Origin of the sequence: Qipengyuania sp. GPGPB31 (assembly GCF_038396345.1) — a bacterium.
Taxonomy (GTDB): domain Bacteria; phylum Pseudomonadota; class Alphaproteobacteria; order Sphingomonadales; family Sphingomonadaceae; genus Qipengyuania; species Qipengyuania citrea.
Map to the genome: position 1 here is coordinate 2,452,265 of NZ_CP149572.1, position 22,888 is coordinate 2,475,152.

General features: G+C 65.3%; 22 protein-coding genes. 8 read left to right on the plus strand and 14 right to left on the minus strand.

Translation table 11 applies throughout. The features are described from left to right. Positions 1–3: 3 nt before the first annotated feature. Genes WKH79_RS12315 through polA form a run of 3 tightly spaced genes read right to left on the minus strand, consistent with a single transcriptional unit; the run spans position 4 to position 5,243 of the window. Positions 4–1,092, minus strand: coding sequence for a mechanosensitive ion channel domain-containing protein (locus WKH79_RS12315; RefSeq protein ID WP_063511509.1), 1,089 nt, complete (start codon positions 1,090–1,092; stop codon positions 4–6). Positions 1,093–1,131: 39 nt separating this feature from the next. Then, positions 1,132–2,364 (minus strand): CHASE3 domain-containing protein, encoded by a 1,233-nt coding sequence (locus tag WKH79_RS12320; protein ID WP_341859046.1) that lies wholly within the window; start codon positions 2,362–2,364, stop codon positions 1,132–1,134. A 44-nt stretch (positions 2,365–2,408) separates the two neighbouring features. Then, entirely contained in the window at positions 2,409–5,243 is a 2,835-nt protein-coding gene (gene polA / locus WKH79_RS12325; protein ID WP_341859047.1) for a DNA polymerase I, read from the minus strand. Positions 5,244–5,336: 93 nt separating this feature from the next. On the opposite strand from polA, the gene WKH79_RS12330 reads away from it, so the two are divergent. Then, entirely contained in the window at positions 5,337–5,738 is a 402-nt protein-coding gene (locus tag WKH79_RS12330) for a hypothetical protein (RefSeq protein WP_341859048.1), read from the plus strand. A gap of 92 nt (positions 5,739–5,830) precedes the next feature. Here WKH79_RS12330 and WKH79_RS12335 read toward each other — a convergent pair whose 3' ends face one another. Continuing rightward, positions 5,831–6,805, minus strand: a complete 975-nt coding sequence (locus tag WKH79_RS12335; RefSeq protein ID WP_307020024.1) for a serine hydrolase — start codon at positions 6,803–6,805, stop codon at positions 5,831–5,833. 182 nt (positions 6,806–6,987) lie between these two features. Then, the gene (locus WKH79_RS12340; protein WP_050601737.1) at positions 6,988–7,395 is read right to left on the minus strand and encodes a host attachment protein; all 408 of its coding nucleotides are present in this window, start codon (positions 7,393–7,395) and stop codon (positions 6,988–6,990) included. A gap of 102 nt (positions 7,396–7,497) precedes the next feature. Between WKH79_RS12340 and WKH79_RS12345 the strand changes: the two genes are divergently transcribed. The 4 genes from WKH79_RS12345 (at position 7,498) to WKH79_RS12360 (ending at position 13,527) form a co-directional block, all read left to right on the plus strand. Further along, entirely contained in the window at positions 7,498–8,847 is a 1,350-nt protein-coding gene (locus tag WKH79_RS12345; RefSeq protein WP_230833927.1) for a phosphotransferase, read from the plus strand. Next, positions 8,847–10,139, plus strand: a complete 1,293-nt coding sequence (locus tag WKH79_RS12350; RefSeq protein ID WP_341859049.1) for an acyl-CoA dehydrogenase — start codon at positions 8,847–8,849, stop codon at positions 10,137–10,139. The genes WKH79_RS12345 and WKH79_RS12350 overlap by 1 nt, the downstream gene beginning before the upstream one ends. A 105-nt stretch (positions 10,140–10,244) precedes the next feature. After that, complete coding sequence (locus tag WKH79_RS12355) at positions 10,245–12,467, plus strand: DUF305 domain-containing protein (protein WP_341859050.1); 2,223 nt, start codon at positions 10,245–10,247, stop codon at positions 12,465–12,467. Position 12,468: 1 nt separating this feature from the next. After that, on the plus strand, positions 12,469–13,527 hold the full coding sequence (locus WKH79_RS12360; protein WP_341859051.1) for an endonuclease/exonuclease/phosphatase family protein: 1,059 nt from the start codon (positions 12,469–12,471) through the stop codon (positions 13,525–13,527). A gap of 98 nt (positions 13,528–13,625) precedes the next feature. Here WKH79_RS12360 and groL read toward each other — a convergent pair whose 3' ends face one another. After that, positions 13,626–15,275: a chaperonin GroEL gene (groL, locus tag WKH79_RS12365; protein ID WP_050601742.1), complete on the minus strand. Its 1,650-nt coding sequence runs from the start codon at positions 15,273–15,275 to the stop codon at positions 13,626–13,628. 53 nt (positions 15,276–15,328) lie between these two features. Further along, positions 15,329–15,616, minus strand: a complete 288-nt coding sequence (groES, locus tag WKH79_RS12370; protein ID WP_050601743.1) for a co-chaperone GroES — start codon at positions 15,614–15,616, stop codon at positions 15,329–15,331. Positions 15,617–15,842: 226 nt separating this feature from the next. On the opposite strand from groES, the gene WKH79_RS12375 reads away from it, so the two are divergent. Next, positions 15,843–16,676, plus strand: coding sequence for a mechanosensitive ion channel domain-containing protein (locus WKH79_RS12375; RefSeq protein ID WP_341859052.1), 834 nt, complete (start codon positions 15,843–15,845; stop codon positions 16,674–16,676). 1 nt (position 16,677) lies between these two features. Here the strand turns inward: WKH79_RS12375 and WKH79_RS12380 are convergent, their stop codons facing one another. After that, positions 16,678–18,090 (minus strand): MATE family efflux transporter, encoded by a 1,413-nt coding sequence (locus WKH79_RS12380; RefSeq protein WP_341859053.1) that lies wholly within the window; start codon positions 18,088–18,090, stop codon positions 16,678–16,680. A gap of 240 nt (positions 18,091–18,330) precedes the next feature. Here WKH79_RS12380 and WKH79_RS12385 point away from each other — a divergent pair, with 240 nt between their 5' ends. Next, positions 18,331–18,996, plus strand: coding sequence for a hypothetical protein (locus tag WKH79_RS12385; RefSeq protein WP_341859054.1), 666 nt, complete (start codon positions 18,331–18,333; stop codon positions 18,994–18,996). Positions 18,997–19,111: 115 nt separating this feature from the next. On the opposite strand, the gene rplL is transcribed toward WKH79_RS12385, so the two are convergent. From rplL to WKH79_RS12415, 6 genes are all read right to left on the minus strand, one after another. Continuing rightward, on the minus strand, positions 19,112–19,486 hold the full coding sequence (rplL, locus tag WKH79_RS12390) for a 50S ribosomal protein L7/L12 (RefSeq protein WP_050601748.1): 375 nt from the start codon (positions 19,484–19,486) through the stop codon (positions 19,112–19,114). A gap of 80 nt (positions 19,487–19,566) precedes the next feature. Continuing rightward, positions 19,567–20,082, minus strand: coding sequence for a 50S ribosomal protein L10 (rplJ, locus tag WKH79_RS12395; protein ID WP_050601749.1), 516 nt, complete (start codon positions 20,080–20,082; stop codon positions 19,567–19,569). Between the two features lie 306 nt (positions 20,083–20,388). Continuing rightward, complete coding sequence (locus WKH79_RS12400; RefSeq protein ID WP_050601750.1) at positions 20,389–20,640, minus strand: hypothetical protein; 252 nt, start codon at positions 20,638–20,640, stop codon at positions 20,389–20,391. Positions 20,641–20,673: 33 nt separating this feature from the next. After that, on the minus strand, positions 20,674–21,423 hold the full coding sequence (locus WKH79_RS12405; protein ID WP_341859055.1) for a hypothetical protein: 750 nt from the start codon (positions 21,421–21,423) through the stop codon (positions 20,674–20,676). Then, positions 21,420–21,656: a helix-turn-helix transcriptional regulator gene (locus tag WKH79_RS12410; protein WP_050601752.1), complete on the minus strand. Its 237-nt coding sequence runs from the start codon at positions 21,654–21,656 to the stop codon at positions 21,420–21,422. The genes WKH79_RS12405 and WKH79_RS12410 overlap by 4 nt, the downstream gene beginning before the upstream one ends. Then, positions 21,656–22,165, minus strand: a complete 510-nt coding sequence (locus tag WKH79_RS12415; protein ID WP_341859056.1) for a DUF2975 domain-containing protein — start codon at positions 22,163–22,165, stop codon at positions 21,656–21,658. Before WKH79_RS12415 ends, WKH79_RS12410 begins: the two co-directional genes overlap by 1 nt. Positions 22,166–22,375: 210 nt before the next feature. On the opposite strand from WKH79_RS12415, the gene WKH79_RS12420 reads away from it, so the two are divergent. Beyond that, the gene (locus tag WKH79_RS12420) at positions 22,376–22,864 is read left to right on the plus strand and encodes a nuclear transport factor 2 family protein (protein WP_341859057.1); all 489 of its coding nucleotides are present in this window, start codon (positions 22,376–22,378) and stop codon (positions 22,862–22,864) included. Positions 22,865–22,888: the final 24 nt, after the last annotated feature.

Below are 22,888 nucleotides of genomic sequence, written 5' to 3' on the forward strand. Positions count from 1 at the left end.
GGCTTACGGTGTGTTCGGCTCGGCGGCCTTGAGATGCCCGCCGGGCACTTCGAGCCGGTGGCGGATCAGCGCATCGGGCTGGTTCTGCTTGATCCAGGCCAGCATGTGTTCGCGCACGCCGCAGCGCAGGGCCCACAAGTCGCCGATCGTCTCGGCGCTCATCGACAGGCGCAGTTCGATGCTCTCGGGATAGGCGTCGGTCATCAGCAATTGCAGATTGCGCCCGTCCCACAGCTCATGCGCCGAGACATAGCGTTCGAATTCTCTGCGGATCGGTTCGACATCGGTGATTGGGTCGAGATGCAGCATTACCGGCCCGGTCAGCTTCTCGTCGACGCGCGACCAGTTCTCGAAGCTTTCGTCGAGGAACCGGCTGGTGGGCACGACCAGCACGCGCTCGTCCCAGGTGCGGACGGTGACGAAGCTCATGCGGATTTCCTCCACCCGCCCGGCCTGGTCGTCGACCTTGACCAGATCGCCGATCCGCAGCGGCTGGGTCAGCGCCATTTGCAGCCCCGCGATCAGCGATTTGAGCGCGGGCTGTGCGGCGGCGCCCACTGCCAGCGCGGCGAGACCCGCCGAGGCCAGCATCGTGGTGCCGACATCGCGGACACCGGGGATATTGAGCATGATCAGCGAAACGGTGACGATGATGATCCCCACCTTCACCGTCCGCGACAGGATCGCGATCCGCGTTAGGCGGCCGCGCTGCGCCACCGGATCGCTCGCCGCGCCGACCTGTGCTTCGTAGCCCCGCGCGAGGCCGCGGACCATGGCATAGGCCACCCACCCGATCACCGCGGGCACCAGAAAGCGGGCCAGAAGGTCCCAGCCGCGCCCGACCAGCGCATCGTTTTCGGCCGCCGCGGCGATGGCGAAGGCGATCGCCGCCCAGCGCAGCGGCTTGCGCACCGCTTCGACCACCACATCGTCGAGCGCGCTTTCGGAACTGCGCGTCACGCGCCGGAGCAGGGCGAAGACGATCCAGTGCGCCAGCAGGGCCAGCGCGACCGCGCTGCCGAGCACGATCAGCGTGTGTATCACGCCGTCGTAGGAGATCGGCCAATTGCGGGGATCGTAGCGCTCTAGCATCGGCTCAGGCGGTATGGGCGCGGGCCGCCGATGGCAAGATCAGTCACCGGCGGGAAGCTCGATCGTGACGACCAGCCCGTCGGGGGTGAACTTGCGCTCGAACGTGCCACCGAACTGGCGCGCGGCGCTGGTCATCAGCAGGCTGCCGAAGCCGGTGTGCTCGGGTGCATCGCCCAGTTGCGCGCCGGTTTCGCGCCACTCCAGCGTGACCGTCCCGTCCTGTTCGCTCCAGCTGACGTGGACCGTGCCTTCGTCCTTCCAGGCGCCGTATTTGACCGCATTGGTGGTCAGCTCGTGCAGCACCAGGCCGAGGGGGGTCACGCGCTTGGCGGGCAGCATGACTTCGGGCCCGTCGATTTCGGCCGGGTGGTTGCTCGACCGGTAGGGCGCCAGCGAGGTCTCGACCAGCGCGCGCAGCGAGGCCACCGGGCGTTCGAGCTCGCCCTGGCTGACTTCATGCGCGGTGAGCAGCGCGCGGATCCGCTGCGCGATGCTGTTGGTCACCTCCTTCGCCTCGGGCTTGTCGCGGGCGCTCATCTGGACGATCGCCAGCACCACCGCGAAAAGGTTCTTCACCCGGTGGTTGAGTTCGCGCGCCAGCAGGTCGGCGCGGTCGCGCGCCTCGCTGACTACCGCGGCCTGCGCCGCTTCGGCTTCGGCGCGTGCCGCGCGCCCGACCAGCCGCGCGCCGGCGAACATGGCGATGATGAGGAACACCAGCAGCGCGCCCAGCAGCGGGAGAACGCGGGCATTGGTACGCGCGGCGTCGGCGCTGTAGGCGGCCAGCGTTTCGTTCTCGATATCCTCCAGTTCGGCGATGGCGCGGTCGAGCCGTTCCATCGTCTCGACTCCCTCGTCGGTGAGAATTGCGCGCCGTGCATCGAGCAGCCGTCCGTTCTCGAGCAATTCGACCCCGGTCGCCATTTCGTCGAACTTGGCGCGGGCCAGCGCATCGATCTTGTCGATCAGTTCGGTCTGCCGCGCGGTCGCGTCCTCGCCGATCAGTTCGCGGATGCGATCAAGCGTCGGGTCGATCTGTTCGCGTCCCGCCTGGTAGGGCGCCAGATACCGCCGGTCGAGCGTGATGAGATAGCCGCGCTGGCCGGTTTCGCCGCTGATCGCGGAACGGCTGACCTGGCGCAGTTCCTCGAGCACCTCGACCGTCCGGCGCACCTGCTCGCGCTGTTCGCGCTCGGCTTCCACGGTCTGGTAGACCAGGAACAGCGTGGCGAACATCGCGGCGGCAATCACCCCGAGCAGGACGACATTCATCCACCGCGGATCGCGCGTGCGCGCGACGAATTCCTCGATCTCGGTCAGTGTGCTGCTCCCCAGCTGGTCCCGGTGCCGATATCGACCCCCAGAGGAATGTCCAGTTTCACCGCGGGTTCGGCGGCGCCCGCCATGACCCGTTCGATCACCGCCGACGCGGCATCGACGTCCCCCTCGGGCAGTTCGAAGACCAGTTCGTCGTGCACCTGCAGCAGCATGCGGACATGCCCCAGCCCGGCAGCCTCGAGCGCGGGCATCATGCGGACCATGGCGCGCTTGATGATATCCGCGCTGGTGCCCTGGATGGGCGCGTTGATCGCCGCCCGCTCGCTTCCCTGGCGCTCCGCCTGGTTCTTCGATGCGATCCGCGGGAACCATGTCTTGCGCGCGAAGAGCGTTTCCGAATAACCGCGCTCGCGCACCTGCTCCAGCGTACGCACGATGTATTTCTGGATCCCGGGGAAGCGCTGGAAATAGGTGTCGATCATCGCCTGCGCCTCGTCCGCCTCGACGCCGAGCCGGCCCGCCAGCCCCCAGCGCGAGATGCCGTAGAGGATCGCGAAATTGATCGTCTTGGCGCGCCCGCGCGTATCGCGATTGACCTCGCCGAACATCTCGATCGCCGTGCGCGAGTGGATGTCCTCGCCCTGCGCGAAGGCTTCCTTCAGCGTCGGGACATCGGCCATATGCGCGGCCAGCCGCAGTTCGATCTGCGAATAGTCGGCAGCCAGCAGCACATTGCCTTCATCGGCGACGAAAGCCTCGCGGATCTGGCGGCCGATCTCGGTGCGAATGGGGATGTTCTGCAGATTGGGTTCGGTCGACGACAGCCGCCCGGTCTGCGCCCCGACCAGGCTGTAGCTGGTGTGCACGCGCCCGGTTTCGGGATTGATCGCCTGCTGCAGCGCATCGGTATAGGTGTTCTTGAGCTTGGCGAGCTGGCGCCATTCGAGCACCTTTCCGGCGATCTCCGCGCCTTCGTCTGACAGCCTTTCGAGCACGCTCTGGTCGGTGGAATACTGGCCGCTCTTGCCCTTCTTGCCGCCCTTGTAGCCGAGCGTGTCGAACAGGATTTCGCCCAGCTGCTTGGGGCTGCCGACGGTGAATTCGGTGCCCGCAATGGCGTGGATTTCCTTCTCCAGCCGGGCGATCTCGCCAGCGAATTCCTCCGACAGCTTGGCCAGCCGGGTCCGGTCGACCTTGATGCCGTGGCGTTCCATCTGCGCCACCACCGGGACCAGTGGCCGGTCGACCCGTTCGTAGATGCGCGTACCGCCCTCGGTCGCCAGCCGCGGCTTGAGCGTCTTGTACAGCCGCCAGGTGACGTCCGCGTCTTCCGCGGCATATTCGGTGGCCTTGTCGAGCGGGACCTCGCCGAAGGGAATCGCCTTCTTGCCCGTGCCGCAGATCTCCTTGAAGGTCAGGCAGGTGTGGCCGAGGTGGCGGCTCGCCAGCTCGTCCATCCCGTGGCCGCCACCGATCCCGTCGAGCTGGCGCCCGGCGTCGAGATCGAAGCTCATGATCATCGTGTCCTCGACAGGTGCGACGGCAAAGCCGTTGCGCGCGAGCACGTTGAGATCGTATTTGCCGTTGTGGAACACCTTGACCACGGCATCGCTGGCGAGCAGCGGCGCGAGCGCGGCGAGCGCAGCGGCCTTGTCCACCTGCTCCGGACGCTCGGCAAACATGTCGCTGCCGCCATGGCCCAGCGGGACATAGCAGGCATCGTTGGATCCGAGCGCCAGGCTCACCCCGACGAGATCGCACAGCATGCAGTCGAGCGAGCTGGTCTCCGTATCGACCGCGACCAGCCGCGCCGCCATCGCCCGCGCGATCCACTCTTCGAGCCGGTCAAGCGTCTGCACGCATTCATAGGCGCTGCGATCCACTGCGGGAAACTCGGGCAGCGGCTGGCGGTTGCCCGTACTGCTGGTCGGCGCGCCGGCGGTTTCGGGCTTGGCCGGATTGAGATCGGTCGCGCGCGAAGGGCTGCCATTGCCTGCCTCGAGCCGCTTGAGAAGGCTGGTGAAGCCATGCTTGCCAAGGAAAGCGGCGAGCGGTTCGGGCGGAACCTCGTCAAGCTTCATGTCCTCGAGCGTGACGGGCAGGCTGCAATCCTCGCGCAGCGTTACCAGCACGCGGCTGAGTTCGGCATCGGCGCGGTGTTCGATCAGCCGCTCCTTGAGCTTGCTCTTCTTCATGCCCTCGGCCGCATCGAGCGCAGCGGTAAGCCCGCCGTGTTCGGCAATCAGCTTGCTCGCGGTCTTGGGGCCGACACCGAAAATGCCGGGAATATTGTCGACAGAATCGCCCATCAGCGCGAGCACGTCGCCGACCTTGTCGGGCCCGACGCCGAATTTTTCCTCGACCTCGTCGATATAGATCCGGGCATTCTTCATCGTGTCGAGCATGTCGATCCGCGCGCCGTCGCGTTCGCCGACCAGCTGCATCAGGTCCTTGTCCGAAGACACGATCGTGACATGCCACCCCTGGCGCTGGGCTTCGCGTGCATAGGAGGCGATGATGTCGTCCGCCTCGACATCGGGTTCCTCGATGCAGGGCAGGCTGAACGCGCGGGTGGCATCGCGGATCAGCGGGAATTGCGGCACCAGATCCTCGGGCGGGGGCGGGCGGTTGGCCTTGTACTGATCGTAGATCTCGTTGCGGAAGCTCTGGCTCGATTTGTCGAGGATGACGGCCAGATGGGTCGGTCCGTCGGCCTTGTGCAGGTCGTCGGCCAGCTTCCACAGCATGGTCGTGTAGCCATAGACCGCGCCGACAGGCGTCCCTTCGGGATCGGTCAGCGGCGGGAGGCGATGGTAGGCGCGGAAGATATAGGCCGAGCCGTCGACGAGATAGAGATGCGGTGTTTCAGCCATGGTCTGGCGGCTTAGCGAAGGCTCGGCGCAATGGGGAGCGCCTTTTTCCTGTCTGCCCATGGCTATGCACCGCTGCGTGCCACCGGAGGAAATATGACCGAAAAATGGCACCTGCGGCTTTATTCGCTTGCCGTGCCCTATTTCCGCCACTATTTAGACACTGTGAGGCCCCAATTGGGGGTTCGCGCGGGGGGGGTAAACCTTCCGAACGCATTCATATTCGCTGTTCAAGGATTTAGAACTATGCGCAAGATCGCTCTTTTCGCTGCTGCTTCGGCCGCTGCCCTGACCCTCGCCGCTTGCTCGGAAGCAACCGAAGATTCGGCTGAAGCAACCGCAGACGAAGCAGTTGCGGACGCTGAAACCAACATGGAAGCTATCGAAGCAGAAACCGACGAAGCCATCGCCGACGTCACTGCCGAAGCCGACGAAGCTGCTGCCGAAGTCGAAGCTGCTGCTGAAAACGAAACCACTGCCGAAGCTGCTGCCGACTAATCGCGCACGCTTCGCGGACGGTTATCGTTCACGAACAGAAAGGGCGGTGCCACGCGGCGCCGCCCTTTTTCGTGCCTGACGTTACGTGAAGCTTATTCGCCGCCGTAATCGGCGGTGGCCCAGTTGCGGCCGTCGTTCATGCTTTGCCCGAACCCGGTGTAGAGCGCCTGCGTAATGCTGGAAATCCGCGCATCACGATTGGCCCGCGCTTCGAGCTTGCGGCTGCGGCTGCCGTTTTCCACCGCCATCGAGGGGCTTTGCCCGGTAACGTAGATGGCCGCCGCGATCGCGCGGCCATCGGGCGTATGGAATATGCCGATATCGCTGGCGGTGCGGGCCAGCGTCCCGGTCTTGTGCGCCAGATTGGCGCTCACCGGGAGGGCCGAGGGCATCCGCCGCTTGCCCGTGGTGGTTTCCTCCATCGCGTCGAGCAGGACCCGGCGTGAATAGTCGCTCAGCCATTTGCCCTGATAGATCCCGGCAAGCAGCTGCCCCATCGCGCGCGGCGTGGCGCTGTCCTTGATATCGACGCTCCACGCGGGGTCGATCCGGCCGTCCTCGCGGATCAGCGTAGCGATGTCGCGCGACAGGCTGAAGCCTTCGATCCCGGCATCCTTCATCCACTTGTTGACAGCGCTCGGGCCGCCGACCGCTGCGAGCAGCGCATCGGTGCAGTCGTTGCAGCTCTTGCTGATCATCAGGCTGAGGTGGCGGTAGGCCGGCAGATAGGCCCCGCCGGGCCGCGGCAGGCGGTACTCGCTCGTCAGGCTCCACCGATTCGCATCGACGCCCGCAAGGAACGTCGCGGCGATTGCGACCTTGCTGGTGCTCGCCATCGGGAAGCGCTGGTCCGCCAGCACGCCCACTTCGCGCCCCGTCGACAGATCGATCGCATAGACGCCGATGCGTCCGTCCGATCCATCGGCCAGCTGGGCGATCTGCTGTTCGAGCGGAGTCGCGTAGACGGCGTCGTAGCTTTGCGGGGTGCGGACATCGGTGCCCAGGACAGTGTCGAACTGGGCTTCGAACCCGGTACCTTGCGCAGCTGCGGGAGCGGCCAGGGCCATTGCCCCGATCGCCAGAAGTCTTCCGAGTAGGTTTGTTCGCATGCTGATCGTTTACACCCTGCTTGGTTAGGCGAAGCTTAACGGATATCCCCGGTAGCGATACAAGCGCGGCGCGACGAAAAGTGTTTCGATCACGACAGTTTCGCCCCGCACGGTGTCATATTCGTGCGGGGCGATGAAGGTCATGCGTTGGCAATCGCCTGTTCGATCCGGTCGGTGGGTTCGCCGGTCATGGTCTTGTCGATTTCCCCGACCAGCCGTTTCTTGAGCTCGCCATGGTAGTGGCGGCGCATCTCGCCCAGCGTCTTGGGGTCGGCAATGACCAGGATGTCGCTGATATCGCCAGCGATCGCCTTGGCATTGAGCCATTCGGTTGCCGCTGCGCCATGCGCGAGCTCTTCCAGGTCGGTGCGTCCCAGCTGCTGTCCCGCATTGTCCTGATGCTTCACCCCGGCGCTGTAATTGGTTGCCGACAGATCGGGTTTCTCGGCCGAGCCGAGCTTGGGTTCGAGCGGTTGGCCGGTATTGCGCATGACCGTGAAATTCTCGCCGTCGACGATCGCGACATGGGCATTGCTGGGAAGGCGCATCGAATGGTCTCCTCTTATTGGTGATTGGTGCACGGACAACGTTCGAACGCCGCAGGAGGTCCGGGCTTGAGCCACGCGGCGTTTGTCTGCACAGATGTGTCCATGGGAGAGATCGAAAGCGCGGGGGCGCTCGAGCAGGGATTGGCCAAGGCGCTGGCGCGTGCCGGCATGGCGGCGCCCGAAGGGGTGCGGCGGCTGACCGGTGGGGCAACCATGGAAAGTTGGCGGTTCAGCAGCGGCGGAGAGGATTTCGTCCTTCGCCGCGCGCCGAGCCTCGCTTTCATGGAAGGCCGCCCCTTTGGTCATGACAGCGAAGCGGCGATTATCGGTGCGGCGCATGCCGCGGGCGTGACCGCGCCCGAGGTGCTGGTCGGCCTGCAGCCGGGCGACGGGATCGGCAGCGGCTTCGTGATGCGCGCACTGCCCGGCACGCCCGATCCGCGGGCGATCCTCGCAATGGACGATCCGGCCCGTTTGCTGCGCGACGTGGCACGCGATCTGGCGAGAATCCACGCGCTTCCGCGCGCCGGTCTGCCGGGAGACGTGCCCGAACTGGACTACGCCGAGGGTATCGAAGGCCTGGCCGAACAGTTCGAGGAAGCGGGCGGCGACCGGCCGATCATCGCGCTGGGCCTGCGCTGGCTGCGCGAGAATATGCCCGACCGGGTGGAGCCGGTGCTCAACCATGGCGATTACCGTCTGGGCAATTTGCTGGCGCAAGATTCGCAGCTGACCGGCGTGCTCGACTGGGAACTGGCGCATTTCGGCGACCGGCACGAGGACCTGGCATTCGGCTGCATGGCGGTGTGGCGCTTTGCCCGGGTCGACCGCCCGGCATTGGGGCTGGGATCGCTGCAGGACTATGTTGCGGCCTATGAGGCTGAGAGCGGGGCCAGGGTCGATGCCGGGCGGTTCCGCTTCTGGCTGGTCTATCGCACGGTATGGTGGGCGCTTGGATGCCTGCGGATGGCGAGCTTCTGGCGCAGCGGCGATGACCGCATGCTCGAACGCGTGGTCATCTCGCGCCGGACCAGCGAACAGGAACTCGACCTGCTGCTGCTGCTCGAAGAGGATGCGCCGGAGGCCGAACAGGCCCGCGCCATGCCGCCGCGCGATGCGCTTCCCGAACCGCTCGGCGAAGCCAGCGCGGGCGAGCTCGCCACTGCCGTGGCCGAATGGCTCGGCAGCGTGAAGGACCGGATGGAAGGCCATGACCGCTTCCAGCTCGCCGTTGCGCGCAATGCGCTGGGGATGATCGCCCGCAATGATGCGGCGGCTACGCAGGTGGAAGACGACATGCTCGCGCAGGATGTGCTCGACGGGCGCGCCTCGCTGGCGACGCCGGGACTGCTGGCGATGCTCCGCCGCGCCGCGCTCGACAAGTTGGGGGCCGATGTCCCGAAATACCCGATGCTGGCGCTGGCACGGAAAAAATGGACGGGAGAGGATTGATGGATTTCGCGATACCGCAGGAGCTCGAGCACTATTACGCAGAGCTCGAAGCCTTCATCGAAAACACGATCGACCCGATGGTCGCCCGCGATGACAACATCCGTTTCTTCGACCACCGCCGCGAAGACGCGCGCACCGACTGGGAACGCGGCGGGCTGCCCAGCCATGACTGGGAAGAGCTGCTGCGCGAATGCCGCAAGGCGGCCGACGAGGCTGGCCACTGGCGCTTCTCCGCCCCGAAGAAATACGGCGGCAAGGACGGTTCGAACCTGTGGATGGCAGTGATCCGCGACCGGTTTGCGCAGCGCGGGCTGGGCCTGCACAACGATCTGCAGAACGAACATTCGATCGTCGGCAATTTTCCCTTCGTCGCCATGTTCGAGACTTTCGGGACTGAAGAGCAGAAGCAGGAATTCATCAATGGCGGGTTCGAAGGCACGCGCCGGGTCGCCTTCGGACTGACCGAACCCGATCACGGATCGGACGCGACCTGGATGGAAACGCGCGCGGTGCGCGAGACACGCGACGGGGTCGACGGCTGGCGGATCGATGGCGAGAAGATGTGGATCACCGGCATGCATGTCGCCACGCATTGCGCGATGTTCGCGCGGACCAGCGGCCACAACGGCAAGCCCAGCGGGATAACCTGCTTCCTCGTCCCAAATCCCACGCCCGGCCTCGAGATCGAGGAATGGATGTGGACCTTCAACATGCCGACCGACCATCCGCGGCTGTCGGTGAATGACGTCTGGGTGCCCGATTCCGCGATCCTGGGGCGCGAGGGCGGCGGGCTGGCGCTGGCACAAAGCTTCGTCCACCAGAACCGCATCCGCCAGGCCGCCTCCAGCCTTGGCGCGGCGCAATACTGTATCGAGCAGAGCGTCCGCTATGCCCGGACCCGCAAACCCTTCGGCGAGGAACTGGCCAAGAACCAGGCGATCCAGTTCCCGCTGGTCGAGCTCGCGACCCAGTGCGAGATGCTGCGCCTGCTGATCTACAAGACCGCGTGGGACATGGACAACATGCCGCACGAGGACATCGAGAAGACCATCTCGGACAAGGTGTCGATGTGCAATTATTGGGCGAACCGGCTGGTCTGCGAAGCCGCGGACCGCGCCATGCAGGTCCATGGCGGCATCGGCTATTCGCGGCACAAGCCGTTCGAGCACATCTATCGCCACCACCGCCGCTATCGCATCACCGAGGGCGCAGAGGAGATCCAGATGCGCAAGGTGGCGGCCTATCTGTTCGGCTATATGGGGCCGCGGCGGGGCACCTTCGACGAAGCCTGATCGGTACGGTCCGCCGATGCTCGTGCGCCCGCCCGGTCAATCGGCGCTTGACCCGGGCGGGCGGGCAAGGCCTTGTAAGCGGCAGATATTCAGGGGACCCATACGATGACACCGACACTTCGGACACTGGCTGCCGGCCTGTTGCTTTCCACCGCCACCACTGCGCTCGCGCAGCAGGCTCCGATCGTTCTGCCCGGTGCGCCCGGCGCCGCGCCGCGGGTGATCGACGAAGACGAAGCCACGCGTCTGTCCGACACGCGTTTTTCACCCGCCGATGTCAAATTCTTGCAGGACATGATTGTCCACCACCAGCAGGCGGTCGATCTGGCCGCGCTGGTCGAGGGCCGCAGCAACAATTCCGATATCGTGGCGATCGCGGGGCGCATCGACGCCAGCCAGGCCGATGAAATCGCCTTCATGCGCGAATGGCTGGCCGAACGCGGGCAGCCCGCGGCGATGCAAAATCACGCAGGAATGGATCATGCCGCGCACCACCTGATGATGGGCATGGCCACGCCCGCGCAGATGGCCGAACTCGGCACGCTGGAAAGCACTGCGTTCGACCGCCTGTTCCTGCAGCTGATGGTGCGCCATCACGGCGGCGCGATCGACATGGTCGAAACGCTGCACGACCAGCCCGGCACTGCCTACGATCCGGTGATGTTCGAATTCACCAACGACCTGGTCAAGGAACAGCAAGCCGAGATCGACCGGATGAACGCGATCCTCGCCGAATTGTCGGACGACCCGCGGGCCAATCTCGCGGCAGGCTTTCGCGATGCCGAGGAGGCGATCAGCAATCTGCGGCTGGTCGCCGCGCTGCCCAAGCCGACCGGCTTCTACGATCCCGAGAACCCCGCGCAGCTTGCGCCGCGTATCGCGGAAGACGCCGAAGCCGACGAGGCGGGTGATCTGGTCGATACCGCGCGCCCCGATATCCGCGAGGAAGAGGACGAGGACGGCAATCCGCGCTTTGGCGAGCGCGGCTCGCTGCTGAGTTTTGCCAACACCGACATGGCGTTCAGCGGCGATCTTCTGGTCGCGGGCAATTACCACGGCTTCAACGTGTACCGGTTGGGCGATGACGGGATCCCGCAGCTGGCCAGCTCGATCGTCTGCCCCGGCGGGCAGGGCGATGTCTCGATCGCGGGTGATCTGCTGCTGATGAGCGTGCAGGACAGCCGTGCGCGCAAGGACTGCGGCCTGCAGGGGATCGAAAGCAATATCAGCGACGAGCGGTTCCGCGGCCTGCGCATCTTCGACATTTCCGACGTCACCCGCCCGCGGCAGGTGGGCCAGGTGCAGACCTGCCGGGGCAGTCACACCCATTCGATCGTCAGCGCCGACGACCAGCGGCTGGTGGTCTACAATTCGGGCACCAGCTACGTGCGCGACGATCGCGAACTGCCCGGCTGTTTCGAACGCGGCGGCGACAACACCGCGCTGTTCAGCATCGATGTGATCGAGATCCCGCTGGCCGATCCGGCCGCCGCGCGGATCGTCGACAGCCCGCGCATATTCGCGCAGGACGGGCGGATCGCCGGCCTGTGGCGCGGCGGCGACCATGGCGAAGGCACGCAGGAAACACGCGTGACCGACCAGTGCCACGACATCACCGTCTTCCCCTCGCTCAACCTCGCCGCGGGCGCGTGTTCGGGCAATGGCATCATTCTCGACATCGCCGATCCGCTGGCGCCGAAACGGCTCGACGACGTTACCGACACGGGCTTTGCCTACTGGCATTCGGCCACCTTCAACAACGATGGCACCAAGGTGCTGTTCACCGACGAATGGGGCGGCGGCGGGCGGCCGCGCTGCCAGGCGGGCGACCCGGTGACCTGGGGCGCCAATGCGATCTATGCGATCGAGGATGGCAAGCTCGCCTTCCGCAGTCTCTACAAGCTGCCGGCTCCGCAGAGCGACGTGGAGAACTGCGTCGCGCACAACGGTTCGATCATCCCCGTGCCGGGCCGCGATATCTTCGTCCAGGCATGGTATCAGGGCGGCATTTCGGTGATCGATTTCACCGATGCGGAAAACCCCTTCGAAATCGCCTATTTCGACCGCGGCCCGGTCGATGCGGACCAGCTCATCACGGGCGGATACTGGTCGGCCTATTGGTACAACGGCCGCATCTACGCCACCGAGATCAGCCGCGGGCTCGACGTCTTCGCGCTATCGCCGAGCGAATTCCTGACGGCGGAGGAAATCGCTGCGGCGGAAGCGGCGCAATACGATGGCGGCGTGTTCAATCCGCAGACGCAGACGCAGGTCAGCTGGCCCGAGGCGGCGATCGCCGCAGCGGCGGCCAGCCGGAAGGGCGGATAGGATGGCAGCCCGCGAACGGACCCGGGGCAGCGGCCGGACACGCGCCGCGAAAATCGTGATCGGCCTTCTCGTGCTGCTGGTTGGCACTGCGCTGATATCCTTGCTCGACACCAATCGCGGTTCGGTCCGCATGCTCGACATGGTCCGCGAACCCTCGGTCTATCTGGCCGCGGCGCTGGCGGCGCTCGGCGTGATCCTGGCGCGCAGCCGCGCCGTCGTGGTGGTGGGCCTTGCCGCAATCGCCATCGGCATCAACATGTGGCGGCTGTGGCCCTATACGGCGCTTGCCGCGACGCAGGTTCCGCTACCCGACGAAGTCGACGGGATGAGCTGTGCCCGGCTGCTGTCGTTCAATGTCCTGCAGGGCAACGACCGGCACCGCGATACCGCCCGGCTGATCGAGCGGGTCGATCCCGACATCCTGCTGCTGATGGAAACCGATCAGTCGTGGCTCGACGCGCTCGAACCGCAGCTTTCGCGCTATGGCTACCGGCTCGACCGCCCGCTCGACAACAAATACGGCATGGCCTTCGCCACCCGGCTGACGGTGGATCGCGCCGAAATGGTGGCCAACACCAGTTCGAACACGCCGACGCTCTATGCCACGCTGCGGATGGGCGACGGCGCGCGGTTCGAAATGATCGGCCTTCACCCGCGGCCGCCGCTGCCCGGCCAGTCGACCGAAAGCCGCGACGCCAATATCGCGCAGGCGGGTGCGCGCACGCCCGACGGCCTTTCGAACGTGCTCGCCATCGGCGATTTCAACGATGTCCCCTGGTCCAACACCACGTCGCGTTTCGTCGCCGAAGGCGGCTACCGCGATCCGCGCGCGGGCCGGGGCAGTTTCGCGACCTTCCCGGCGGACTATGCCTGGATCGGCTGGCCGCTCGACCAGATCTTCGTGAAGGACGGGGTGAAGGTGGAAGAGCTCGAGATCGGCGATGATGTCGGGTCCGATCACCTGCCGCTGATTGCCAAGGTGTGCGTGGATCCGATGTCGGCCGATGCGGATATCGAGGGATTGTTCGCGCCGGACACCGCGCCAGCGGGCGAGCTCTAGCGGCAGCGTCCGGCAGCGCTTGGAGCCCCAATCAAAAAGGCCCGGCAGGATCGCTCCTGCCGGGCCTCTTCATGTGACCTGTCGGTCGGGGGCGGGGCTTAGAAGCCCATGCCGCCCATACCGCCCATGCCGCCCATGTCGGGCATTGCCGGGGCGCCCGACTTGTCGTCGGGCTTCTCGGCGATCGCAGCCTCGGTCGTGATCAGCAGGCCGGCCACCGAAGCGGCGTCCTGCAGCGCGGTGCGCACGACCTTGGTCGGGTCGATGACGCCGGCCTTGACCAGGTCTTCATAGGTGTCGGTCGCCGCATTGAAGCCGAGCGAGGTATCGTTGGCATCGGTCAGCTTGCCGGCAACCACCGCACCGTCATGGCCGGCGTTCGAGGCGATCTGGCGGACCGGAGCCTGCAGCGCACGACGGATGATGTCGATGCCGCGGGTCTGGTCGTCATTGACGCCTTCGAGGCCGTCCAGCGCCTTGGTGGCGTAGAGCAGCGCGGTACCGCCGCCCGGGACGATGCCTTCTTCGACGGCTGCGCGGGTTGCGTGCAGCGCATCGTCGACGCGGTCCTTGCGTTCCTTCACCTCGACTTCGGTCGCACCGCCGACCTTGATCACGGCAACACCGCCGGCGAGCTTCGCCAGACGTTCCTGCAGCTTTTCACGGTCGTAGTCGCTCGACGTGTTGTCGATCTGCGCGCGGATTTCACCAACGCGAGCCTTGATGTCGCCTTCCGAACCGGCACCGTCGACGATGGTCGTGTTGTCCTTGTCGATGGTGACGCGCTTGGCTTCGCCGAGCATGCCCAGCGTGACGTTCTCGAGCTTGATGCCGAGATCTTCGCTGATCATTTCGCCCTGCGTCAGGATCGCGATGTCCTGCAGCATGGCCTTGCGGCGATCGCCGAAGCCCGGAGCCTTCACCGCTGCAACCTTGAGGCCGCCGCGCAGCTTGTTGACCACGAGGGTGGCCAGCGCTTCGCCTTCGATGTCTTCGGCGATGATCAGCAGCGGGCGACCGCTCTGTACAGCCGCTTCGAGCACCGGCAGCATTGCCTGCAGGTTCGACAGCTTCTTTTCGTGGATCAGGATGTACGGGTTTTCGAGTTCGACCGTCATCTTGTCCGGATTGGTGATGAAGTAGGGCGACAGGTAGCCGCGGTCGAACTGCATGCCTTCGACGGTTTCGAGCTCGAATTCGAGACCCTTCGACTCGTCGACGGTGATCACGCCTTCCTTGCCGACCTTTTCCATGGCTTCGGCGATCTTTTCGCCGACTTCACGGTCGCCATTGGCCGAGATCACGCCGACCTGGGCGATTTCTTCGCTGCCCGAAACGTCCTTCGAACGGCCCTTGAGGTCTTCGACGACCTTGGTCACGGCGAGATCGATACCGCGCTTGAGGTCCATCGGGTTCATGCCCGCAGCGACCGACTTCATGCCTTCGGTCACGATCGACTGGGCAAGAACGGTTGCCGTGGTGGTGCCGTCACCGGCGGCGTCGTTCGCCTTCGATGCGACTTCCTTGATCATCTGCGCGCCCATGTTCTCGAACTTGTCGGTCAGTTCGATTTCCTTGGCGACGGTGACGCCGTCCTTGGTGATGCGCGGGGCGCCGAAGCTCTTGTCGATCACGACGTTGCGGCCCTTGGGGCCCAACGTGACCTTGACGGCATTGGCGAGGGTGTCGACGCCGCGCAGGATGCCTTCGCGCGCGTCGCGGCCGAACTTTACGTCCTTGGCTGCCATTGGTGTTTCTCCTGGAATTCGTGTGTCTGGGGGAAAGCGTCAGGATCCGGCGATCAGCCGATGATCCCCATGATGTCGCTTTCCTTCATGATCAGCAGGTCTTCGCCATCGAGCTTGACCTCGGTGCCGGACCACTTGCCGAACAGCACGCGGTCGCCTGCCTTCACGTCGAGCGGGGTAACCGTGCCGTCTTCCGCCTTGGCGCCCGAACCGACAGCGACGATTTCGCCTTCGCTCGGCTTTTCCTTGGCGCTGTCGGGAATGATGATCCCGCCGGCGGTCTTTTCTTCGGCTTCGATGCGACGGACCAGTACGCGGTCGTGCAGCGGACGAAATGCCATGATGATGACCTCTCTTCTAAGAGTGAAAAAGGGATGTTGGCACTCACTCGGTGAGAGTGCCAGCACGGGGCATTTGGGTGCACGGGTTGGCAGAGTCAACGGGTCGGCGAGCAAAAAATGAACTCTTGCGCCAGTGCTGCGTTGGGGGTGGCGAAGCGGGTGGGCCAATTCCCGATGGGCCCACCCCGACCGATATGAAAATGCCGCGATAAAGGGCTGCCCACGAATGACGACCGACCAAGCCATTTCCGCACTGACCATTCCCGAACAGATCTGGCTTTGGCTGCGGCTGCACATGATGGATATCGCGGGGGCTTTCGCGGTGCTGGTCATCGGCCTGCTGCTTGCCGGGATACTTTCGCGTTGGGCGGAACGCGCGATGACGCGCTCACCGCGGTTCGAGCCGACCGTGGCCAACTTCCTCTCGAGCATCGTGAAATACGCTCTGTGGGCGGTGGTGCTGGTCACCGTGCTCGCGCAGTTCGGAGTGGAAACCACCAGCATCCTCGCCGCGCTCGGCGGCATGGCGCTTGCGATCGGCCTCGCGTTGCAGGGCACGCTCAGCAACGTCGCTTCCGGGGTGATGATCCTCGTCCAGAAGCCGTTCAAGGTGGGCGAAGCGATCTCGGCCGGCGCAGTGACGGGAACCGTCCAGCAGATCGGCCTCTTTACCACCGAGCTCAAGCAGTTCGACGGCCTGTTCGTGATGGTGCCCAATTCGGAGCTGTGGAACCAGGCAATCGTCAACTTCACGCGGCATGCGACCCGCCGGCTCGAACTCGTGGTGGGCATCGGCTACGGCGACAGCATGGATCAGGCGCGGCGCGAACTGCTGGCGCTCGCCGAGGCCGACGACCGCGTGCTCGACGATCCCGCCCCGGTGACCTTCGTCAATTCGCTCGACGACAGTTCGGTCGGCATCGGCATGCGTGTCTGGTGCAAGACGCCCGACTATCTCGGGCTATCGTGGGACCTCACCGAAGCGGCCAAGGCGCGGTTCGACGAAACGGGCATCTCGATCCCCTTCCCGCAGCGCGAGATCGTCCAGCGCAGCGCGTAATTCAGCCCGGGAGCGGGCGCCGGGTCAGGCCCAGCCGCTCGCGCCGGTGCCAGCGCCAGCCCAGCAGCACCGCTGCAACGGTGAGGCCGGTGGCAAGGCCGATCCACACGCCAACTCCCTCGAGCGGGGTCAGGAACCCGAGCACCAGCGAGGTCCCGATCCCGGGGACCCAATACGCGAAGGCCGCGATCCACATCGGAATGCGCGTATCCTGCAGCCCGCGCAGGGCGCCCGCAGCCACCGCCTGCATCCCGTCGACCAGCTGGAACGCCGCCGCGATGACTATGTACTGCAGCGCGAAGCCGACCAGCACCGCGTTCTTGGGGTCCCATGGATCGACATAGATCGCGATCAGCGGCTTGGGAATGATCACCATCGCCAGCGCGGTGAGCACCATGAAGCCGGTGCCGACGACGATCGCGGTCCAGCCCGCGCGCTTGACCCCCTCGGGATCGCGCGCGCCATAGAAATAGCCGACCCTTATGGTCGCCGCCTGACCGACTCCGAAGGGCACCTGGAAGGCGAGCGCGGCGATCTGCAACGCCACGGTGTGCGCAGCCAGCTGGCTGGCGCCGATATTGCCCATCAGGAAGGCCGCCGCCCCGAAGATACCGGCCTCGGCAGTGATCGTCAGCGCGATCGGCGCGCCGACGCGGACGATATGCATGAGCCGCGCCCAGTCGGGCGACCACCAGCGACCGAAGACGTGGTAGCGGTGCAGTTTCTTGTCCAGCCGGATCGCGACCACATAGGCGGCCAGCGTGGTCAGCGTGGTGAAGATCGTCGCCACCGCAGCGCCCTTCAGCCCCAGCTCGGGCGCGCCGAGATTGCCGAAGATGAAAGCGTAATTGGCCAGCGCATTGACGAAGATGCCGCCCGCGGTGATCGCGGTGGCGAAGATCGGCCGGTCGAGCGTGGAGACGAAACTGCGCAGCACGTTGCAGAACAGCATCGGGACCAGGCTGACCACCAGCAGCGTGTTGTATTCTATCGCCATGGCGATGATGTGCGGCTGCTGGCCCGTCACGCGCATCAGCGGGCCGAGCAGCAGGCACACGCCGATCCCGGCAGTGCCGGAAAACAGTGCCAGCCACAGTGCCATTCGCACCGATCGGCGGACCGGGCGCAGGGCCGGGGCCCGTTCGCCCAGCTCTGCGGCAGCTACCGGTGCGACCGCTCCGGTCAGGCCCGACAGCGCCCACAGCACCAGCCCGAACAGCGCGACCGCCAGCGCCGACGCGGCGAGCTGGTCGTCGCCCAGCCGCGCAATGAAGATCACATCGATCGCATAGGTCAGCATCTGCAACAGGTTCGCTGCCGCCAGCGGCCAGCTCAGCTGCAACGTGGCACGCAGTTCGGCGCGCCAGCCATCGCCGCCACGGGGCGGGGGCTCCATGGCGTATGCGTTCGTCATGCAGCCGGACCGGATAGGGGCAGGGGTGCGGGTGCTCAAACACTAAGTCCCGGCGCTGCACAGAACGCAGCCCGGGTGCGCCCGCCCGGCCACACTCAGCGGCATCGCCCAAGGGGATCGCGCGGCGTGCCGGGCGGATGGCGCTACGCTATCGGATCGGATCCGTACGCAACAGGATTGGCCAGCGGGTGTATGGCAGGCTCATATGAAGGCCGTCTCGCACAAGTGGGGAGCGCGCATATGGGATTTTCCGCCCTTGCCGACCATGTCGGCATCCTGCAGCAATTCGTCACCAGGTTCGGCGAAATTCGCCTGTTTTCGACCAGCGCCGTGGTGGTCACCTATCCCGCGCCGCTTTACAACGTGATCGGCAGCACGGACGATCCCAAGGTGCCCGGCTACTCCAGCTGGACCAGCCTGCTCCAGGGCAAGGGAATCGGCGTCGGCAGCGACAATCACTGCTATGTCGATCCGCAGGTTCCCGACCGGTCGCATCCCGGCTTCCAGGTCGGCGGACACATGACCCCGAACCAGGACGGAAGCGTCCCCGCGTCCCAGACCTGCTATCTCATGCCACTGTGCAAGCTGCACAACGGGAAGGGCTACAACCACGTAGCGATGTCGCATTCGCTGACGCAGATCCTCGAACTCAGCGGCTATATGACCGGCGAACCGGCCGCCACCTTCCTCGCGCGGATGGGGGGCGAAGCGCCGGCGGCGCTCGTTTTCGCGGACGAGGAAGGGGTCGGTTTCCAGACGCTGTCCGCCGAGGATTTCGTCCGGGCCAAGGAAAGCACGATCGCCGAAGCGCTGGGGGCGAATGCGCCGCCGCGGCATATCGTGCTGCACCGCCGCCGCGACGGGGACTCGGTCTATTACACCGTGGAGCACGCGCAGCTGGACTGATCCGAGCCGCTTGCGGGCACCGGCCAACAACGCAAAAGGGCGGCGCCTTGCGGCACCGCCCTTCCGTGATCTCGCGAAACGAGATCGAAGCGTAAGCGCCCAAACGGGCAGTCGCTTACTTGAGCTCGACGGTGCCGCCGGCTGCTTCGATCTTGCCCTTGATTTCTTCGGCTTCTGCCTTGTTGACGCCTTCCTTGAGCGGCTTGGGCGCGCCTTCGACGAGAGCCTTGGCTTCCGAGAGGCCCAGGCCGGTGATGGCGCGGACTTCCTTGATGACCTGGATCTTCTTGCCACCGTCGCCGGTCAGGACGACGTCGAATTCGTCCTTTTCTTCGGCTGCGGGGGCGTCACCACCGCCGGCGGGGCCAGCAACAGCAACGGCAGCGGCGGCGCTTACGCCCCACTCTTCTTCAAGTGCCTTGGCAAGCTCAGCGGCTTCCAGGACGGTCAGCTTCGACAGTTCTTCAACAAGCTTGGCGATATCGGCCATGATGTTTCACTCCAAAATTAGGGCCGGGGTTCCCGAAGGTATTGCCCCGATGAATATATGTTCGTGCGTCGAACCAGCTCTTACGCGGCTTCCTTGGCGCCATAGGCACCGAAGACACGAGCGAGCTTGGCTGCGGGTGCGTTGACGACCTGGGCAACCTTGGTTGCCGGTGCGTTGACGAGACCCACAATCGTGCCACGAAGTTCGTCGAGGCTGGGCAGCGAGGCGAGTGCCCGTACCCCTGCTTCGTCGAGCTTCTGCGCGCCCATCGAACCACCGAGAATTTCGATCTTGTCGGTGGTCTTGGCGAACTCCACCACGGCCTTGGCCGCGGCGACCGGATCTTCGGAATAACCGAGAGCGGTCGGACCGGTCAGGAACTCGTCGAGTCCCGTGTAGTCGGTGTCCTTCAGGGCGAGCTTGGCGAGACGGTTCTTGGCAACCTTGTAGGTCGCACCGGCTTCACGCATCTTCGTACGCAGTTCGGTGGACTGATCCACCGTCAGCCCCAGATTGCGGGTGACAACCACCACGCCGGACTGGGCGAAGACTTCGCTGAGTTGGGCGACCGCGTCGGCTTTCTGCGAACGATCCATGCCATACTCCTTCACTATGGCCGCGCCGGGAGAACCCGCCGCGACCGGCTACGTTTGTCCGTTCCGGCGAACCGGGACGGGCGAGTCCGTTGATGGGGAAGGAGTGCGCCAGTTGGCGCGAAACGGCGCCGAAGCACCGGAAATCTCTGTTCCCCGCCTAGGTTGGAGATTAAGAAAGCGCCAATTCGCCTTCACCAACTGTCTCGGACGGATGCAGGACGGAATCGAAAAGACCCGCCGTTGCGTGGCGGGCCTTTAGCGGTTTGGTTGCTGCGGTCAAGCCTATCCGGCGCTTCCGCGCGGGCATCACATTGCGGCGTCGTCGTCCATCGCGGTCTCGTCGGCCGCGTCGTCGTCGCCCATCGGCTCCATGTCCGATTGCAGCAGGCCGTCTTCGCCGGGCTCGTAATCCAGCGGGCCGTCATCGGGTGCATCGGCAGCGGGCGCGGTGGTGGTGTCGTTGCCGAGATCGGCCGTGTCGCTGCCGTCGATCGGTTCGCCGCAGGCGCCAAGCGTCAGCGCCAGGGGAAGGGCGGCAAGAAGTGCGGTCTTGTTCATGTCTATTCTCCTGCGTGTGCGACGAAAATGGACCTATTCGGCGATTGTTCCCGCTGCGGCCCGCTGCCGCTGCGGGGCACCGGGCAGCGGCGCGCGGCGGGTGGCGATCACGTATTGGGCGCAAATCATGACCAGGGCGAGCCATGCGGTCACCACGCTGTCGAGCCCCAGCATCACCCATTTGGTCGCATCCCCCGCAACGAAGATGGCCCCGATCCCGAGCGCGTAATGCACTGCCATCAGCGGGAGCATCGCGGCCAGCGGGAAGAGGATCGCGAAGACCGCATCGCGCGCCATTACCCGGATCGACTGCAGCGGGGTGATCAGCGTGCCCAGCGGTGCGGCGACGACGAAGCGCACGATCAGCGGCATGAAGATCAGGCCGAAGACGAAGAAGCCGATGGCGATCGGTCCGCCGGTCCAGACATAGAGGCCGAGCCACGCGAACAATGCTTGCAAGCCGATGACGAGGCCGAACAGCGCGGTGGCGGGTTTTTCCAACCGGACGGCAAAACCGCGATCGCCCTCGCTGTGCAGCCAGCGGATGAGGAAATAGGCGGGCAGGCCCAGCGCGATCGTCTTGAAGAAGCCGGCCAGGATCCGGTCCGGGTCGTTCTCTGCCAGTTGCGCGGCTTCGACGCCGGCATACATGCCGACACGCATCTCCACCACGTGCTGGACGAACTCGGCCACCAGCGGAATGGCCGCGGCGAACGGCAGCGCGGCAGCGAAGGCGAGGCTGCGGGTATGAACGGCGCGGAAAACAGGCAGGAAAGTGGTCATTGGTCGATTCCCCCGGTTTCGGAATAGATCAGCAGGTCGCCCGGCTGGCAGCGTAGCTCGCGGCAGATTGCCTCCAGCGTGGAAAAGCGGATCGCCTTGGCCTTCCCGGTCTTGAGGATCGAGAGATTGGCCAGGGTGAGTCCGATGCGGTCGGACAGTTCGGTCAATGTCATGCCGCGCTCGCGCAGCAGTTCGTCCAGCCGGACGGCGATGAAGGAGGTCTGGACCGTCATCAGACCGTTCCTTCGAGATCGTCGCGCATCGCCGCCCCTTCGCGGAATACATGCGCGAGTACGAACAGCAGCGGCACCGCGACCCAGCCGGTCAGCGAGAGCGACCAGCCGAAGTATTCGCCGGTGGCCGCGCTGGCCCGTACCGACAGCGAGCCATAGACGAGATCGGCCAGGTTGATTGCCAGCAGGCACCAGCCGATGGTCCGCAACCGGGCCGCGTTGGCTTCGCTCAGCGCCGTGCCTGCACGCGCGTCGTGCACCAGCCCTGCCAGGCGGGTCAGTATGCGATCTATCGCGAGCGCCATCGGCAGAACCAGTCCGGTAACACCGAGCAGGTAGTCGCGAACCTGCGCTCTCACCGCGAGATCGCCTTCGACACCGGCCAGCACCGAGGTCCCGAGGCCCCCGGCATCGGTCAGCAGTACCACGAAAAACAGCGTCAGCAATGCGGCGACGATCCAGTTGACCCAGCGGAAAAACCTGAGCCCGGCGAGGATGAAAACGTACACGGTGCGATCTCCAATATCGAAAAACGATATGACCTGCCGATTCCTTATCGTCAATCGATAATATCGGAAATCGATAAATCCTCGCTGGCAAGCCGTTCGCCGCTTGCCGCATGCCATTGGTGGAACAGCGGTCGCGGCTGCCGGGCGGATCGGCCATCCGGACTTCCGGCTCGCTGGAGGTATGGGATGCCGCGCTTCGCGTTATTGCTGATGGCCATGATGCTCGGCGCTTGTTCGCCGGGGGATTGCGCGCAGCCTGAGGGCATCGAACCGCGCCCGGCCGGGAGCCTGACCTCGGGCGACCGTGCGGCGCTCCGCGCGCTCGACAAGGCCTATGCGAAAGCGTGGCTGGTTCCCGACGCGGCGGCACGCGAGCAGGCGCTCATGACGCTGTTTGCCGAAAATGTGGTCGTCTATCCAGGCTATGGCACTTCGCCCATCGACGGCAAGCAGCGCCTGCGTGCATTCTGGTTCGCCGAAGAGGGCCAGCCGGCCGCGGTCGAGTTCATCGAGCACGACACTCTCGCCATCGAAGGGTCGATCGCGCTCGCGGCGATTACCGGCCACAGCCGGATCGCCTTCTTTTCGCGCGGGACGCGGGTTGCGCAGGAGGGGCATTACATCATCCATGCGCGCCCCGACGACCAGGGTTACTGGAAAATCGAACGGATGATGTGGAACGCCCGCGCGCCCGAATAAGTGGCCGATCCCGCGCCGCAGCGG

Coding starts and splice junctions, on each gene's coding strand:
- WKH79_RS12315 (WP_063511509.1), bottom strand. CDS start 1,092: ATGCTAGAGCGCTACGATCCCCGCAATTGGCCGATCTCCTACGACGGC.
- WKH79_RS12320 (WP_341859046.1), bottom strand. CDS start 2,364: ATGAATGTCGTCCTGCTCGGGGTGATTGCCGCCGCGATGTTCGCCACG.
- polA (WP_341859047.1), bottom strand. CDS start 5,243: ATGGCTGAAACACCGCATCTCTATCTCGTCGACGGCTCGGCCTATATC.
- WKH79_RS12330 (WP_341859048.1), top strand. CDS start 5,337: ATGACCGAAAAATGGCACCTGCGGCTTTATTCGCTTGCCGTGCCCTAT.
- WKH79_RS12335 (WP_307020024.1), bottom strand. CDS start 6,805: ATGGCCCTGGCCGCTCCCGCAGCTGCGCAAGGTACCGGGTTCGAAGCC.
- WKH79_RS12340 (WP_050601737.1), bottom strand. CDS start 7,395: ATGCGCCTTCCCAGCAATGCCCATGTCGCGATCGTCGACGGCGAGAAT.
- WKH79_RS12345 (WP_230833927.1), top strand. CDS start 7,498: ATGGGAGAGATCGAAAGCGCGGGGGCGCTCGAGCAGGGATTGGCCAAG.
- WKH79_RS12350 (WP_341859049.1), top strand. CDS start 8,847: ATGGATTTCGCGATACCGCAGGAGCTCGAGCACTATTACGCAGAGCTC.
- WKH79_RS12355 (WP_341859050.1), top strand. CDS start 10,245: ATGACACCGACACTTCGGACACTGGCTGCCGGCCTGTTGCTTTCCACC.
- WKH79_RS12360 (WP_341859051.1), top strand. CDS start 12,469: ATGGCAGCCCGCGAACGGACCCGGGGCAGCGGCCGGACACGCGCCGCG.
- groL (WP_050601742.1), bottom strand. CDS start 15,275: ATGGCAGCCAAGGACGTAAAGTTCGGCCGCGACGCGCGCGAAGGCATC.
- groES (WP_050601743.1), bottom strand. CDS start 15,616: ATGGCATTTCGTCCGCTGCACGACCGCGTACTGGTCCGTCGCATCGAA.
- WKH79_RS12375 (WP_341859052.1), top strand. CDS start 15,843: ATGACGACCGACCAAGCCATTTCCGCACTGACCATTCCCGAACAGATC.
- WKH79_RS12380 (WP_341859053.1), bottom strand. CDS start 18,090: ATGACGAACGCATACGCCATGGAGCCCCCGCCCCGTGGCGGCGATGGC.
- WKH79_RS12385 (WP_341859054.1), top strand. CDS start 18,331: ATGGGATTTTCCGCCCTTGCCGACCATGTCGGCATCCTGCAGCAATTC.
- rplL (WP_050601748.1), bottom strand. CDS start 19,486: ATGGCCGATATCGCCAAGCTTGTTGAAGAACTGTCGAAGCTGACCGTC.
- rplJ (WP_050601749.1), bottom strand. CDS start 20,082: ATGGATCGTTCGCAGAAAGCCGACGCGGTCGCCCAACTCAGCGAAGTC.
- WKH79_RS12400 (WP_050601750.1), bottom strand. CDS start 20,640: ATGAACAAGACCGCACTTCTTGCCGCCCTTCCCCTGGCGCTGACGCTT.
- WKH79_RS12405 (WP_341859055.1), bottom strand. CDS start 21,423: ATGACCACTTTCCTGCCTGTTTTCCGCGCCGTTCATACCCGCAGCCTC.
- WKH79_RS12410 (WP_050601752.1), bottom strand. CDS start 21,656: ATGACGGTCCAGACCTCCTTCATCGCCGTCCGGCTGGACGAACTGCTG.
- WKH79_RS12420 (WP_341859057.1), top strand. CDS start 22,376: ATGGCCATGATGCTCGGCGCTTGTTCGCCGGGGGATTGCGCGCAGCCT.